This is a genomic window from Rhizorhabdus wittichii (assembly GCF_017607425.1).
GTDB lineage: Bacteria > Pseudomonadota > Alphaproteobacteria > Sphingomonadales > Sphingomonadaceae > Rhizorhabdus > Rhizorhabdus wittichii.
In genome coordinates this window covers 1,120,794-1,134,739 of the sequence record NZ_CP059319.1, presented here as the reverse complement: position 1 = coordinate 1,134,739, position 13,946 = coordinate 1,120,794, and the positions used below count along the sequence as shown (strand labels likewise).

General features: G+C 70.4%; 13 protein-coding genes. 5 read left to right on the top strand and 8 right to left on the bottom strand.

The window, feature by feature from the left end:
- Positions 1-12: 12 nt before the first annotated feature.
- Positions 13-1,767, bottom strand: coding sequence for an acetolactate synthase 3 large subunit (locus tag HRJ34_RS05500; protein WP_208633534.1), 1,755 nt, complete (start codon positions 1,765-1,767; stop codon positions 13-15).
- A gap of 62 nt (positions 1,768-1,829) precedes the next feature.
- The gene (miaA, locus tag HRJ34_RS05495; RefSeq protein ID WP_029549061.1) at positions 1,830-2,774 is read right to left on the bottom strand and encodes a tRNA (adenosine(37)-N6)-dimethylallyltransferase MiaA; all 945 of its coding nucleotides are present in this window, start codon (positions 2,772-2,774) and stop codon (positions 1,830-1,832) included.
- Between miaA and serB the strand changes: the two genes are divergently transcribed.
- Positions 2,767-3,645: a phosphoserine phosphatase SerB gene (gene serB, locus HRJ34_RS05490; RefSeq protein ID WP_029549062.1), complete on the top strand. Its 879-nt coding sequence runs from the start codon at positions 2,767-2,769 to the stop codon at positions 3,643-3,645. The two genes, miaA and serB, sit on opposite strands and share 8 nt — an antisense overlap.
- Before the next feature lie 16 nt (positions 3,646-3,661).
- Here the strand turns inward: serB and HRJ34_RS05485 are convergent, their stop codons facing one another.
- A complete protein-coding gene (locus tag HRJ34_RS05485) occupies positions 3,662-3,982 on the bottom strand; it encodes a hypothetical protein (protein WP_226949057.1) in 321 nt (106 codons plus the stop codon).
- An 84-nt stretch (positions 3,983-4,066) separates the two neighbouring features.
- On the bottom strand, positions 4,067-5,125 hold the full coding sequence (locus HRJ34_RS05480) for a tetratricopeptide repeat protein (protein WP_226949056.1): 1,059 nt from the start codon (positions 5,123-5,125) through the stop codon (positions 4,067-4,069).
- A 208-nt stretch (positions 5,126-5,333) separates the two neighbouring features.
- Here HRJ34_RS05480 and HRJ34_RS05475 point away from each other — a divergent pair, with 208 nt between their 5' ends.
- The gene (locus HRJ34_RS05475; protein ID WP_208633532.1) at positions 5,334-6,527 is read left to right on the top strand and encodes an SPOR domain-containing protein; all 1,194 of its coding nucleotides are present in this window, start codon (positions 5,334-5,336) and stop codon (positions 6,525-6,527) included.
- A gap of 2 nt (positions 6,528-6,529) precedes the next feature.
- Here HRJ34_RS05475 and HRJ34_RS05470 read toward each other — a convergent pair whose 3' ends face one another.
- The 4 genes from HRJ34_RS05470 to HRJ34_RS05455 are packed head-to-tail and all read right to left on the bottom strand — an operon-like array spanning position 6,530 to position 10,322.
- A complete protein-coding gene (locus tag HRJ34_RS05470; protein WP_208633531.1) occupies positions 6,530-7,759 on the bottom strand; it encodes a dihydroorotase in 1,230 nt (409 codons plus the stop codon).
- Complete coding sequence (locus tag HRJ34_RS05465) at positions 7,756-8,706, bottom strand: aspartate carbamoyltransferase catalytic subunit (RefSeq protein ID WP_208633530.1); 951 nt, start codon at positions 8,704-8,706, stop codon at positions 7,756-7,758. Before HRJ34_RS05465 ends, HRJ34_RS05470 begins: the two co-directional genes overlap by 4 nt.
- Positions 8,707-8,754: 48 nt before the next feature.
- On the bottom strand, positions 8,755-9,210 hold the full coding sequence (gene ruvX, locus HRJ34_RS05460; RefSeq protein WP_011951449.1) for a Holliday junction resolvase RuvX: 456 nt from the start codon (positions 9,208-9,210) through the stop codon (positions 8,755-8,757).
- On the bottom strand, positions 9,207-10,322 hold the full coding sequence (locus tag HRJ34_RS05455) for a DUF3089 domain-containing protein (protein WP_208633529.1): 1,116 nt from the start codon (positions 10,320-10,322) through the stop codon (positions 9,207-9,209). The genes ruvX and HRJ34_RS05455 overlap by 4 nt, the downstream gene beginning before the upstream one ends.
- A 166-nt stretch (positions 10,323-10,488) precedes the next feature.
- On the opposite strand from HRJ34_RS05455, the gene gatC reads away from it, so the two are divergent.
- The 3 genes from gatC to gatB all read left to right on the top strand — a co-directional run bounded on the left by gatC (position 10,489) and on the right by gatB (position 13,812).
- The gene (gene gatC / locus HRJ34_RS05450) at positions 10,489-10,776 is read left to right on the top strand and encodes an Asp-tRNA(Asn)/Glu-tRNA(Gln) amidotransferase subunit GatC (RefSeq protein WP_029995304.1); all 288 of its coding nucleotides are present in this window, start codon (positions 10,489-10,491) and stop codon (positions 10,774-10,776) included.
- 67 nt (positions 10,777-10,843) lie between these two features.
- Positions 10,844-12,331 carry an Asp-tRNA(Asn)/Glu-tRNA(Gln) amidotransferase subunit GatA gene (gene gatA, locus HRJ34_RS05445; RefSeq protein ID WP_208633528.1) on the top strand — a complete coding sequence of 496 codons (1,488 nt, stop codon included), beginning with the start codon at positions 10,844-10,846 and terminating at the stop codon, positions 12,329-12,331.
- A complete protein-coding gene (gene gatB, locus HRJ34_RS05440) occupies positions 12,328-13,812 on the top strand; it encodes an Asp-tRNA(Asn)/Glu-tRNA(Gln) amidotransferase subunit GatB (RefSeq protein WP_030090961.1) in 1,485 nt (494 codons plus the stop codon). The genes gatA and gatB overlap by 4 nt, the downstream gene beginning before the upstream one ends.
- Positions 13,813-13,946 lie beyond the last annotated feature (134 nt).

The window sequence follows — 13,946 nt, the reverse complement described above, 5'->3', positions numbered from 1 at the left end:
TGGGGAGGGGGATCAGACGAGCGCCTTGGCCTCGTCGTCCATCTCGCCGACCACCTCGTCGGCTTCGAGGATCATGTCGGTGTGCGCCGCGCCGCTCGGGATCATCGGGAAGCAGTTGGCCAGCTTCGCCACCCGGCAGTCGACGATCACCGGCCCGTCATGCTCGAGCATCGCGGCGATGCCGGCGTCGAGTTCCTCGGGCTTCTCGATCAGCACGCCCTTCCAGCCATAGGCCTCGGCCAGCTTGACGAAATCGGGCAGCGCGTCGCTGTAGCTCTGCGAATAGCGGCCCGCATAGGTCAGGTCCTGCCACTGGCGGACCATGCCCATATATTCGTTGTTGAGGATGAACACCTTGACCGGCAGGCGATATTGCGTCGCCGTGCCCAGCTCCTGGATATTCATCTGGATCGAGGCTTCGCCCGCGATGTCGATCACCAGCGCGTTGGGATTGCCGAGCTGCGCGCCGATCGCCGCCGGCAGGCCGTAGCCCATCGTGCCGAGCCCGCCCGAGGTGAGCCATTTGTTCGGCCCCTCGAAGTCGAAATGCTGGGCCGCCCACATCTGGTGCTGGCCGACCTCGGTGGTGATGATCGGCTTGAGCGCATGGGTCGCCTCCCACAGCTTGCGGATCGCGAGCTGGGGCATGATCTCCTTGGTCGAGGCCGGGAACTTCAGGCTCTTGCGCGCGCGCCAGGCGTCGATCTGCTCGTACCAGGCGGCCAGGTTGCGGGCCTGGTGCTGGCCCGCCTTCCAGATCTTGACCATGTCCTCCATCGCGCGGCCGACGTCGCCGACGATGCCGATGTCGGCGCGCACGATCTTGTTGATCGACGAGCGGTCGATATCGACATGGATCTTCTTCGAATGCGGCGCGAAGGCGTCGAGCCGGCCGGTCACCCGGTCGTCGAAGCGCGCGCCCAGGCAGACGATCAGGTCGGCCTTGTTCATCGCCATATTGGCTTCATAGGTGCCGTGCATGCCCAGCATGCCCAGCCACTGGCCGCTCGACGCGGGGAAGGCGCCCAGGCCCATCAGCGTCGACGTCACCGGCGCCCCGGTGACGCGCGCCAGCTCGCGCAGCACCTGGCTGGCGAGCGGACCCGCATTGATGATGCCGCCGCCGGTGTAGAGGATCGGCCGCTCGGCCGCGGCGATCATCGCCACCGCCTGCTCGATCAGCGTCGGATCGGCCTTCACCTGCGGGCGATAGCCCTTGTGCGGCAGCGCTTGCACGCTGGGCTTGCGATAGGCGGCGCTCGCCACCTGCACGTCCTTCGGCAGGTCCACCACCACCGGCCCCGGCCGGCCCGAGGTGGCGATGTGGAACGCCTCGTGGATCACGTCGCCGAGCAGGGCGGGGTCCTTCACCAGGTAGTTGTGCTTGGTGCAGTGGCGGGTGATGCCCACCGTGTCGCATTCCTGGAAGGCGTCGCTGCCGATCAGCGGGGTGCCGACCTGGCCGGTCAGCACCACCAGCGGGATCGAATCCAGCAGCGCGTCGGCGATGCCGGTCACCGCGTTGGTGGCGCCGGGCCCCGACGTCACCAGCACCACGCCGGGCTTGCCGGTCGAGCGGGCATAGCCCTCCGCCGCATGCACCGCGCCGGCCTCGTGCCGCACCAGGATGTGGCGGATGCGGTTCTGCTTGAACAGCGCGTCGTAGATCGGAAGCACCGCGCCGCCCGGATAGCCGAAGACGACCTCGACGCCGAGGTCGTTCAGCGCCTGGATCAGTATGTCGGCCCCCGTCATCTCGGCAGTCATGGTCTCTTCCTCTTGTGCGTCGCAGCGCATTGAAACGAGCGGCGGGACCTATCGGTAATAAACTACTCTGTCAACGCATCATCGCGTAATTTAATTGCAATCTTGTCGATCTCGTTATCATTGAGTTGCGCATCGATCCGCTGCCATGCGGCGGGCGGCTGATGGCGGAACCAGGTATATTGCCGCTTGGCATATTGCCGGGTCGCGGCCTGGGCCTTCGCCACCATCGTTTCGCGGTCGATCAGCCCGTCCTGCCAGGCGGCGATCTCGCGCACGCCGATAGCCTGCATGGCCGGAAGCATCGGATCAAGCCCGCGCGCGCGCAACTTCTTCACTTCCTCGACCGCGCCCTGATCGAGCATCGCCTCGAACCGGGCGTCGCAGCGCGCGCGCAGCCAGTCGCGCGGCGGCAGCACGATCGCGGCGGCGACGGCGATCTCGCCGCCGATCCCGCCGGTCAGCTCCGCCTGCCAGTGCGACAGCGACCGGCCGGTCGAACGGATCACCTCCAGCGCGCGGGCGATGCGGGTGGCGTCCTGCGGGCGCAGATGGCCCATCGCCGGGTCCTCGGCGGCGAGCGCGGCATGGGCCGCCTCGACCGGCAGCGCGCGCACCTCGGCGCGGATCGCCGGATCGATCTCGGGCACCGGCGCGATGCCGAAGATCAGCGTGCGCAGATAGAGGCCGGTGCCGCCGACCAGGATCGGCAGCTTGCCCGCCTCGCGCGCCGCGGCGATCGCGCGCTTCGCGTCGGCGGCCCAGTCGGCGGCGCTGCAAGGCTCGGCCGCGTCGCGATAGCCGAACAGCCGGTGCGGCGCGCGCGCCTCCTCGGCCGGATCGGGGCGGGCGCTCAGCACCCGCAGGTCGGCATAGACCTGGCTCGCATCGGCGTTGACCACCACTCCGTCGGCGATCTCCGCGAGGCGGATCGCCAATGCGGACTTGCCGCTGGCGGTCGGCCCCGCAATAAGCGCGACCGGATATTTCGGGGAGACGCTCTTGTTCATCGCCACGCTGATAGCATCGGACCGGATCGAAGCGGGGGATATTTCGACCGCGGCCGATCGCCTCGCCGCCGCCGGTCTGCGCACCGGAGATTCGGCGTGGATCGAGCCGGGGATCGCCTGCGACCTCGGCTTCGACGGCGATCCGGCGGCGGCGCGCGCGGCGCTGGAAGGGGCATTCGCGGGGGTCGACGTGGTCGTCCAGGCGGCGGCGGGACGGCGGCGGCGGATGCTCGTCGCCGACATGGACTCGACGATGATCACGATCGAATGCATCGACGAGCTGGCCGACTATGCCGGCATCAAGCCGCAGATCGCCGAGATCACCGAACGGGCGATGCGCGGCGAGCTCGACTTCGAAGGCGCGCTCGACGCGCGGGTGGCGCTGCTCGCGGGGCTCGACGCCTCGGTGATCGACCGCTGCCATGCCGAGCGGGTGGTGATCATGGCCGGAGCGCGCGAACTGGTGCGGACGATGCGGGCGAACGATGCCGACTGTTACCTCGTCTCGGGCGGCTTCACCCTGTTCGCCGACCGGGTGGCGACCGAGATCGGCTTCACCCGCGCACTGTCGAACGTGCTGGAGTTCGCCGACGGCAAGCTGTCGGGCACCGTCGCCCGGCCGATCGTCGGTGCCGAGACCAAGCGCCGCACCCTGCTCGACGAGGCCGCCGCGCACGGCCTGTCGCCCGACCAGTGCCTCGCGGTCGGCGACGGCGCCAACGACATTCCGATGATCCAGGCCGCCGGACTCGGCATCGCCTATCACGCCAAGCCGAAGACCGCCGCCGCCGCGGGGGCGCGGATCGATCATGGCGACCTGACCGCGCTGCTCTATGCGCAGGGCTATGCGCGCAAGGACTGGGTGATCTGAAGCTGATCCGGCGGGATCAGCCGCCGCTGGTCATGTCGGCGGTGATCGCCGCCAGCGCATAGGCGACGGCGGCTTCGCTGCGGTCGAAGGCGATCCGCAGGCTGTTTTCGCCGATCTCGCTGATCCGGGCGCGGATCGATCCCGCCTCGGGATGGCGCAGCTCGACCGTCGATCCGAGCGGGAGCGGCGTCCCGATGTCGAGGCGCGCCCCGCCGGCGTCGATCTGGCGCAGCGCCACGGGCAGGGGGATGTCGTCGATGATGAGCTGGCAGACGCGCCGCCGCCGCCAGGGGCTCGCCATCGCTGCAACCCGATCGAAATCACGCCAGTGCCGCATGCACGCTTCCGCTACCTTCACGTCCGGCGCTTATCGCCCTTATCCATCAAGATAGCGTTAACGACGATCCGCCGACGCGGCCCCTCAGGGCGCGACCGGGAAGCAGGTGGTCCCCGCCGCCTTCACCGCCGCGCAGGCCTGGTTCGCCGCCGCGCGCGAGGCGAGCGGCCCCGCCTGGAGACGCGTCAGCGCGCCGACTGCCGAGAAGCTCGGCGTCAGCGCCTTGAGGCCGGCGCGCGCCGACAGGCTGGTCCAGGCGTTGCGCGCGGCGTCGGCGCTCGAAAAGGCGCCGGCTGGATCTTCCAGCCGCAACTCGGCGACGCGACGATCGCGGGCACAGGGGCAGGGGCAGGGGGGCAGGCGTGGGGGCCGCTCTTCGGCACCGGCCGGCTTTGGGCGGGCGCGGCGGCGATGCGGCCGGGCGGTGGTGGGCGCCCGCCAGGGCGTACCGCCGGCCTGGGCCATGATCGTCGGCGCGGCCGTCGGCGCCGGAGCGGGGGCCATCACCGGTGTCGACGTCGTCGAGGGCGGCACGCTGGTCTGGCCGACCGGCGGCGTCACCGAGTTGCGCATGGTCAGCGGCATGCCCGGCGTGGCGACGTCGTTGGTTCGTAGCTGCGCGGTCCGCTCCATCTCGCGGGAGAGGGCGAGGCCGGCCTCGCGCTGCTCCTGCGGGATGATCTGGTCCATCTGCTGGAGGCTGGTGGTCGCCGCGCCGATGTTCGCCGCCTTGGCGCGGGTCATCAGCGCATAGGCGCGCGGCCAGTCGCGGGGCAGCAGGTCGCCGTTGAAATAGGCGGTGCCGACGACATATTGCGCGCGCGCCTCGCCCTGGTCGGCGGCCTTCTTCAGCCAGGTCATCGCCTCGGGGCGCTGTCCGTTCTGGAACAGCAGCAGGCCGAGCGTCGCCTGCGCCTGCTCATGGCCCGATGCGGCCGCCTTGCGATACCAGTCGAGCGCCGTCGCCGGCTCCATCGGCACGCCGCGGCCGAGCTTGTAGGCCTGTCCGAGGTTGAACTGGGCATCGGGATCGCCGGCCGCGGCGGGGCCGCGCCATTCGGCGATGGCGGTGGGGTAATCGCCCTTCGCCCAGGCCTCGACGCCTTCCTTGACGCCCGCGATCGCCGGTGCGGCAACGGTCACCGCCGCCAACGCACAGCCCAGGACAAAGCTTCTCATACTCGATCGCCCCCGATGTTTCGGCATGGTTTCGCGCGGGGTGATAGCGCGTTCGACGCGACTGGCGATAGCCCCAACGCGCTCGCGCCGATCATCGTTAACCAAAGTTTAGCATCGGCGCGCGCACCCTGGCGCGGATGATCCCGACCGAAGCGAGGACAGGGGGCCCGCGATGAGGATGAACTGGACCGGCCTCACGGCCACCGCGATCGGCCTCGTGCTGGTTTCCGGGGCGAGCGCGGCGACGCACAAGCGGGCCGACCGGCTGATCGCCGGCGCGCGCGAGGCGATGGCGCGCGGCGTTCCCGCCGCCGCCGTCCGCCAGGCCGAGGCCGCCGTGCGCGAAGCCCCGCGCGATCCGCAGGCGCGGGCGACGCTGGGGCGAGCCTATCTCGCCGCCGGGCGCTTCCGCTCGGCCGAGACGGCGTTCGGCGACGCGCTGTCGCTCGATCCCGCCCAGGCGCGGGTCGCGATCAACCGCGCGCTCGCGCAGATCGCGCTGGGCCGGGCGGACGAGGCCATGGCCCTGCTCGACGGCCTGCGCGGCGGCGGCAACGACAGCGACGTCGGGCTGGCGCTGGCGCTGCTCGGCCGGCCCGACGAGGCTCGGCCGCTGCTGATCGCGGCGGCGCGCGCGCCCGGCGCCGATGCCCGGATCCGCCAGAATCTCGCCTTCGCCTATGCCCTCGAAGGGTGCTGGAACGAAGCGGCGGCGATCGCCGCGCAGGACGTTCCCGCCGATCTCGTCGCCGAACGGCTCCGCCGCTGGGCGATGGTGGGGCAGTTGCGCGCCGATCCGGCGATGCAGGTCGGCGCGATGCTCGGCGTCCTGCCGTCGGCCGATGCTGGCCAGCCCGAGGCGCTCGCCCTGATTGCCGAACCCGTCCCGGCCTCCGCGCCGGTGCTGCTCGCCCATGTTCCGACGCCGCCCGCGCCGCCACCGCCCCTGATCACGCCGCCGCCGGTCCCGCCGAGCGAGCCTGTCGCATCCGCCTTCGCCGGCCCGCCACGGATGCGCGCGGCCCGGCCGGTCCTGCTGGCGGCGCATGTCGTGCCGGTCCGGCCCGCGCTCGCCTGGGCCGTCCAGGTCGGCGCCTATTCGACCGTGGAGCGCACCGAGGTCGCCTGGGCCGCGCTCGGCCGGCGCGCGACCTTCCTCGCCGATCACATGCCGACCGGCTCGGCTTTCCGCAGGCGCGGCGTCGTGCTCCATCGCCTGTCGATCAGCGGGCTGGCGAGCCGGGCGGATGCATCGAATCTGTGCCGACGGATACAGTCGGCAGGCGCGCAATGCTTCGTCCGCATGGATGGCGGCGACCGGCCGATGCAATGGGCCCTGCGCGCCAAGGCGGCCGAGCCGGCCTGAGCTCAGCGGAGCAGCACGCCGCCCTTGATCGTCTGGATCACCTTGCCCTGGACGGGCAGGCCGTCGAACGGCGTGTTGCCCGCGCGCGACGCCATGTGATCCGAATCGATCCGCCACGGCATGTCCGGGTCGAACAGCACCAGATCGGCCTCGGCGCCGACCGCCAGCGATCCGCCGGGCAGGCCGAGCAGCGTCGCGGGCGCCGCCGACAGCAGGTCGATCAGCCGCGGTAAAGTGACCACCCCGTCGCGTACCAGCGTCAGCGACAGCGTCAGCAGCGTCTCCGCGCCGGCCATGCCGGGCTCGGCATCGGCGAAGGGCAGGCGCTTGGCCTCGGGGCCCTGCGGGTCGTGGCTCGAGCAGATCAGGTCGATCGTGCCGTCGGCCAGCGCCGCGAGCGCCGCCTGCCGGTCGTCCTCGCTGCGGAGCGGCGGGGAGAGGCGGGCGAAGGTGCGGAAGCCGCCGACCGCGATGTCGGACAGCAGCAGGTGCGCCGGGCTGATGCCGCAGGTGACGGGCACGCCGCGCAGCTTGGCGTCGCGCACCAGATCGAAGGCGCGCGCGGTCGAAAGCTGTCGGAAATGGAGGCGGGCGCCGGTCTGCTCGGCCAGCATCAGGTCGCGCGCGACCGCCATCGCTTCGGCGATCGCCGGGGCGGCGGGCAGGCCCATGCGGGTCGCATATTCGCCTTCGGTCGCGACCGCTCCGATGGTGACGCCGCCATCCTCGGCATGGCTGACGACGGTCAGGCCGAGCGAGCGGGCATAGGAGAGGACGCGCAGCATCACGCCCGAATCAGCGATCCAGCCGCGTCCGGTCGCGACCGCGCAGGCGCCGCCGGCCTTCATCAGGCCGATCTCGGCGAGTTCCCTGCCGTCGAGCCCCTTGGTCGCGGCGGCGAGCGGATGGACCCAGACGTCGGGCTTGCCGGCCGCCGCGGCGCGCTGGACGAGCGCGGCATGGTCGAGCGGCGGCGACTGGTCGGGCATCAGCACCGCGCGGGTGATGCCGCCGGCGGTGAAGGCCGGCATGTCGATCGCGAAGATGCCGAGGTCGACCAGGCCCGGCGCGACATGGGCGCCGCCCGCGTCGATCGTCTCGGCGTCCGGCGGCAGGTCGAACGCCCCGGTCGCGGCGATCCGCCGGTCGCGGATCAGCAGGTTGCCGCGCGTGATCGTCCCGGCGGCGGGATCGACCAGCCGGGCGTCGACGATGGCGAGGGCGCCGGTCATGCCCAGCCCTCCACGCCGCGCCGTCGGCGGGTCAGCACGTCGAGGCAGGCCATGCGCACCGCGACGCCCATCTCGACCTGTTCGGTGATCGCCGATCGGCTCGGATGGTCGGCGACGCTGCTGGTGATCTCGACCCCCCGGTTCATCGGCCCCGGATGCATGACCAGCGCGTCGGGCGCGGCGCGCTCGAGTCGCTCGGGGGTGAGGCCGTAGAGCGCGTGGAACTCGCGCGGGGAGGGGAGATAGGCCCCGTCCATCCGCTCGTTCTGGAGGCGGAGCATCATCACCACGTCGGCACCGTCGAGCCCCGCGTCGAAATCGTGGAAGGGGATCGCGCCCATCCGCTCGATCGCGGCGGGCATCAGCGTCGGCGGCGCCACGACGCGCACCTCGGCGCCGAGCGTGGTCAGCGCCAGGATGTTCGACCGCGCCACCCGGCTGTGCAGGATGTCGCCGCAGATCGCGACGACCAGCCCGGCGATCCGGCCCTTGCGGCGGCGGATCGTCAGCGCGTCGAGCAGCGCCTGGGTCGGATGCTCGTGCCGCCCGTCGCCGGCGTTGAGCACCGGGCAGTCGACCTTGTCGGCGATCAGCTGCACCGCGCCCGACGACTGGTGGCGGATCACGATCATGTCGGCGCGCATCGCGTTGAGCGTCATCGCCGTGTCGATCAGCGTCTCGCCCTTCTTCACGCTCGACGCGCCGACCTGCATGTTGACCACGTCGGCGCCGAGGCGCTTGCCGGCGATCTCGAACGACAGCAGCGTCCGGGTCGAGTTTTCGAAGAAGGCATTGATCAGCGTCAGGCCGGCGAGGCGATCGTCATGCTTGCTGGTCGCGCGGTTGAGCGCGATCCACTGCTCGGCTTCGTCGAGCAGGAACAGGATCTCGTGCGGCTGAAGCCCGTAGATGCCGGTGAGATGGCGGTGCGGGAAGGATGCGGACATTAAAGCCGCGCCATAGGCCAGCGCGCCGGGAAGCTCAAGCGGGGTTCGTCAGATCATCGCGTCGATCGCGCCCTGCAGGATGTAGGCGGCGGCGAGCTTGTCGACCAGTTCGGCGCGGCGGGCGCGGCTCGCGTCGGCGTCGAGCAGGGTGCGGGTCACCGCCTGGGTCGACCAGCGCTCGTCCCACAGCAGGATCGGCAGGCCGAACGGCTCGACGTTGCGGGCGAAGGCGCGGACCGACTGGGTGCGCGGCGAATCGCTGCCGTCGAGGTTGAGCGGCAGGCCGATCACCAGCCCCTTCACCAGTTGCGCCGCGACCAGCGCGCGCAGCTTCGCGGCGTCGACGCTGAACTTGGCGCGCAGGATCGTCTCGGCCGGGCTGGCGATCGTCCAGCCCGCGTCGCACAGCGCCACGCCGATCGTCCGGGTGCCGACGTCCAGCCCCGCCAGCCGGCCGCGATCGGGCAGGGCGTCGCGGAAGTCGAGGGTGGAGGCGGAGATCACCGCTTCAGGAAGGTCCCGGCGCGCGCCGCCGCATCGGCCCGGATATTGGCCCAGAACAGCGCATAGTCGAACACATGGTAATTGTTGCCCGGCATCACGAAGCGGTCGAACCCCTTGGGCGGCCCGCCGATCAGCAGCAGACCCGAGGGATCGCAGCGCGCCGAGATTGCGCCCGGCTTCAGCTCGGCATCCATGAAGTCGGCGCCGGGCGCCAGCGACCCGAGATTTGCGGCGGGCAGCGCGGCGGTGCCGGGCGCGCCGGTCAGCGGGTTGATGCAGAGCATCGGCGTGCCCTTGCGCGGCGCGCCGGTGAAGCCGGGAGCTGCCTCGTAGATCTCGCGGATCATGCGCGGGTCGGCGGGCTCGGCGAAGCTCTGCCACGACAGCAGGCACTGGGCCTGGCCGGGCCCGGTGCAGGCGGGCAGGCCGAGCGCGGGCACGTCCGCTATGGTCGAGATCGGCCAGCCGACCAGATAGGCGGCGACGATCCGCTTGGCGACGGGCTTGCCCGCCACCCGCTCGCGCATCAGCCGCATCAGGTGGACGGTGCCCTGGCTGTGCCCGGCCAGAATGATCGGCCGCGACGCCGGAATCTGCGCCAGGAAGGCGTCGAAGGCGCGCGCCACGTCGCCATAGGCGAGGTCGAGCGCCTTCGCCGAATCCGGCGCGCTGCTGAGGAAGGCGCCGAGCGCGGCGGAGCGGTAGCGCGGCGCCCAGACCGCGCCGGCCTGGTTGAACGCGCTCGCCTCGCTCCAGCCGAACACGGTCAGCCATTTGCGCGATTCGCGGTCGTCGAGCCCGGCGTTCCAGCTGGCCTTGCCATAATAGGTGGTCGGCGCGACGTAGAAGACCGCGACCTCGGGCTTGCCGCCGGCGCGCGCGACCCCCTTGGGCAGCCAGCGCGACGGATCGTCGGGCAGGTCCGGCCGCGCCAGCCAGCTCGCCGGCCGCGCATAATCGGGCGCCGGCCCCGCCGCATCGGCGTCGAAGCGGACGCCCGGCACGAAGGCGAAGCGCATGAGCTGGTCCTGGAACAGGGTCCAGCCGATTCCGGCGGCCAAGGTCAGCACGATCAACCCCGCGATGATGTAGAGGAAACGGCGAGCGAGCAACGGCGGGCTCCGATGGTGCAGTGCAACATGAACGATGCGGTCGCGCAAGTGCGTAGCGGGCAATCGTGCGTGCGTCCAATGCCAACCCGCATAATCCCCCTCCCTGCCAGGGAGGGGAGCTAGTAAGGCATTGCCGCCGCGTCGCCCCGATGGTAGCGGCGCGGCCATGTCAGTCGATGCCGCAACCGTCCGCAAGATCGCGAGCCTCGCGCGCATTGCCGTCACCGACGGCGATGTCGAGGCGATGGTCCCCGAACTCAACAACATCCTGGGCTGGATCGAGCAGCTCGGCGAGGTCGATACCGATGGTGTCGCGCCGCTCGCCGCCGTGATCCCGAACCACCAGCGCCTGCGCGAGGACGTCGTCACCGACGGCAATATCCGCGACAAGGTGCTGGCCAATGCGCCGCAGGCCGAGCACGGCTTCTTCGCGGTGCCGAAGGTGATCGAATGATGACGGGACGGCATCATTCGATCATCCTCGCGAAAGCGGGGATATCCACCGGCAAGGGTATGTTCTGATGACGGCCATCACCGACCTGGGCCTTGCGGGCCTGCGCGACGGCTTCCGCGCCGGCGACTTCTCGGCGCGCGAGATCGCCGACGCCTTCAATGGCGCCGTCGCCGGCGCCAAGGCGCTCAACGCCTTCATCATCGAGACCCCCGATCACGCGATCGCGGCGGCCGAGGCGGCCGACAGGGCGCGCGCGGCGGGCGAGCTGCTGCCGCTGTCGGGCGTTCCGCTCGGCATCAAGGACCTGTTCTGCACCGCCGGCCACCAGACCACGGCGGCCAGCCACATGCTGGGCGGCTTCACGCCGACCTATGAATCGACCGTGACCGGCAAGCTGTTCGCGGCGGGCGCGGGCATGCTCGGCAAGCTCAACCTCGACCAGTTCGCGATGGGCTCGTCGAACGAGACCAGCGCCTATGGCAACGTCGTCTCGCCGTGGCGGCGCAACGACGGTGGCAACGCCCCGCTGGCGCCGGGCGGCTCGTCGGGCGGCTCCTCGTCGGCGATCGCGGCGCGGATCGTGCCGGCGGCGACCGGCACCGACACCGGCGGCTCGATCCGCCAGCCGGCCGCCTTCACCGGCATCGCCGGGATCAAGCCGACCTATGGCCGCTGCTCGCGCTTCGGCATCGTCGCCTTCGCCTCGTCGCTCGACCAGGCGGGCGCGATGGCGCGGGACGTCCGCGACAGCGCGATCCTGCTCGAGGCGATGTCGGGCTTCGACCCGAAGGACTCGACCTCGCTCGACGTCGCGGTTCCGAAGTGGGAAGCCAATTTATCGAGCGATCTCAAGGGTAAGAAGGTCGGTATTCCCAAGGAATATCGGGTCGACAACATGCCCGCCGAGATCGACGCGCTGTGGCGGCAGGGCATCGAATGGCTCCGCGACGCGGGCGCCGAGATCGTCGACGTGTCGCTGCCGCACACCCGCTATGCGCTGCCGACCTACTATATCATCGCGCCCGCCGAGGCGTCGTCGAACCTCGCCCGCTATGACGGCGTGCGCTACGGCCTGCGCGACCTGCCCGAGGGCGCCAATCTCCAGGAGATGTACGCCGCGACCCGCGCCGCCGGCTTCGGGCCCGAGGTCAAGCGTCGCATCCTGATCGGCACCTATGTGCTGTCGGCGGGCTATTACGACGCCTATTACACCAAGGCGCAGAAGGTCCGCGCGCTGATCGCCCGCGATTTCGAGGAGGCGTTCCGGCAGGTCGACGTGCTGCTGACGCCGACCGCGCCGTCCGCCGCCTTCGCGCTGGGCGAGAAGAGCGCCGATCCGCTGGAGATGTACCTCAACGACGTCTTCACCGTCCCGGCCAGCCTCGCGGGCGTCCCCGCCATGTCGGTGCCGGCGGGCCTCGACGGGCAGGGCCTGCCGCTGGGCCTCCAGATCATCGGCCGCCCGCTCGACGAGCAGGGCGTCCTCAACGCCGGCCTCGCGATCGAACAGCGCGCCGGCTTCACCGCCAAGCCGCAGAACTGGTGGGCGAAATGAGCAGCTATCGTATCCAGGGCGCCACCGGCGAATGGGAGGTCGTGATCGGCCTCGAGGTCCATGCGCAGGTCGTCTCCAACGCCAAGCTCTTCTCGGGCGCCTCGGCGGCGTTCGGGGCCGAGCCGAACCAGAGCGTGTCGCTGGTCGACGCGGCGATGCCGGGCATGCTGCCCGTGCCGAACGAGGAGTGCATCCGCCAGGCGGTCAAGACCGGCATGGCGCTGGGCGCGGAGATCAACCGCTGGTCGCGCTTCGACCGCAAGAACTACTTCTACGCCGATCTGCCGCAGGGCTATCAGATCTCGCAGCTCTACCATCCGCTGGTGGGCGAGGGCACGATCACGATCGACGCCGACGAGAAGGCCGGCATCGCCGAGGCCAGGACGATCGGCGTCGAGCGGCTCCATGTCGAGCAGGACGCGGGCAAGCTGATGCATGACCAGCATCCGACCCGCTCCTATGTCGACCTCAACCGCTCGGGCGTCGCGCTGATGGAGATCGTGTCGAAGCCCGACATGCGTTCTCCTTCCGAAGCAGGAGCTTATCTCCGGAAGCTGCGATCGATCCTCCGCTATGTCGGTTCGTGCGACGGCAATATGGAAGAAGGTTCGATGCGCGCCGACGTCAACGTCTCGGTGCGCAAGGCCGGCGATCCGTTCGGCACCCGGACCGAGACGAAGAACGTCAACTCGATCCGCTTCGTGATGGCCGCGATCGAGAGCGAGGCGAACCGCCAGGTCGACGTGATCGAAGGCGGCGGCAAGATCGTCCAGGAGACGCGGCTCTACGATCCCGACCGGAACGAGACGCGGTCGATGCGCTCCAAGGAGGATGCGCACGACTATCGCTACTTCCCCGATCCCGATCTGCTGCCGCTCGAGCTGAGCGAGGAATTCGTCGCGCAGTGCCGCGCCGAGCTGCCCGAGCTGCCCGACGCCAAGCGCGCCCGCTATGAAGGCGAGCTGGGGCTCCCCGCGTATAACGCCGCGGTGCTGACCTCGGACGTCGAGACGGCGCGCTGGTTCGAGGCGCTGCTCGACGCGGCCGGCAAGCCCGGCGCGGAGGTGGCCCGCGCCGCGTCCAACTGGCTGATCTCCGACCTGTTCGGCGCGCTCAACCGGCTTGGCAAGGCGATCGACGAGAGCCCGGTCAGCCCCAGGCAGGGCGCAGAGCTGCTCGCGCTGGTCGCCGACGGAACGTTGTCGGGCACGCTGGCCAAGCAGGTGTTCGAGATCATGCTGGAGACCGGCGACGATCCCGCCAGGATCGTCGAGGAACGCGGCCTCAAGCAGACCAGCGACACCGGCGCGATCGAGGCGGTGATCGCCGAGGTGATGGCCGCCAACGCCGACAAGGTCGCCGAATATCGCGGCGGCAAGGACAAGCTGTTCGGCTTCTTCGTCGGCCAGACGATGAAGGCGATGGGCGGCAAGGCCAATCCCGGCGTCGTCAACGAGCTACTCAAGAAGGCGCTGGGCTGACCTTCGCCGTCGAGCCAACAAACTTTCTTCGTCATGCCTGCGAAGGCAGGCATCCATGTCTGTTTCCTTCTCAGATGCCATCTGGCTGAAGAGAGACATGGACCCCAGCCTTCGCTGGGGTGACGTGAATTGGG

Bases quoted from the DNA above. Each gene is read 5' to 3' on its own strand.
- HRJ34_RS05500 (WP_208633534.1), bottom strand. From the start codon at position 1,767: ATGACTGCCGAGATGACGGGGGCCGACATACTGATCCAGGCGCTGAAC.
- miaA (WP_029549061.1), bottom strand. From the start codon at position 2,774: ATGAACAAGAGCGTCTCCCCGAAATATCCGGTCGCGCTTATTGCGGGG.
- HRJ34_RS05485 (WP_226949057.1), bottom strand. From the start codon at position 3,982: ATGCGGCACTGGCGTGATTTCGATCGGGTTGCAGCGATGGCGAGCCCC.
- HRJ34_RS05475 (WP_208633532.1), top strand. From the start codon at position 5,334: ATGAGGATGAACTGGACCGGCCTCACGGCCACCGCGATCGGCCTCGTG.
- HRJ34_RS05470 (WP_208633531.1), bottom strand. From the start codon at position 7,759: ATGACCGGCGCCCTCGCCATCGTCGACGCCCGGCTGGTCGATCCCGCC.
- HRJ34_RS05465 (WP_208633530.1), bottom strand. From the start codon at position 8,706: ATGTCCGCATCCTTCCCGCACCGCCATCTCACCGGCATCTACGGGCTT.
- gatC (WP_029995304.1), top strand. From the start codon at position 10,489: ATGTCAGTCGATGCCGCAACCGTCCGCAAGATCGCGAGCCTCGCGCGC.
- gatA (WP_208633528.1), top strand. From the start codon at position 10,844: ATGACGGCCATCACCGACCTGGGCCTTGCGGGCCTGCGCGACGGCTTC.
- gatB (WP_030090961.1), top strand. From the start codon at position 12,328: ATGAGCAGCTATCGTATCCAGGGCGCCACCGGCGAATGGGAGGTCGTG.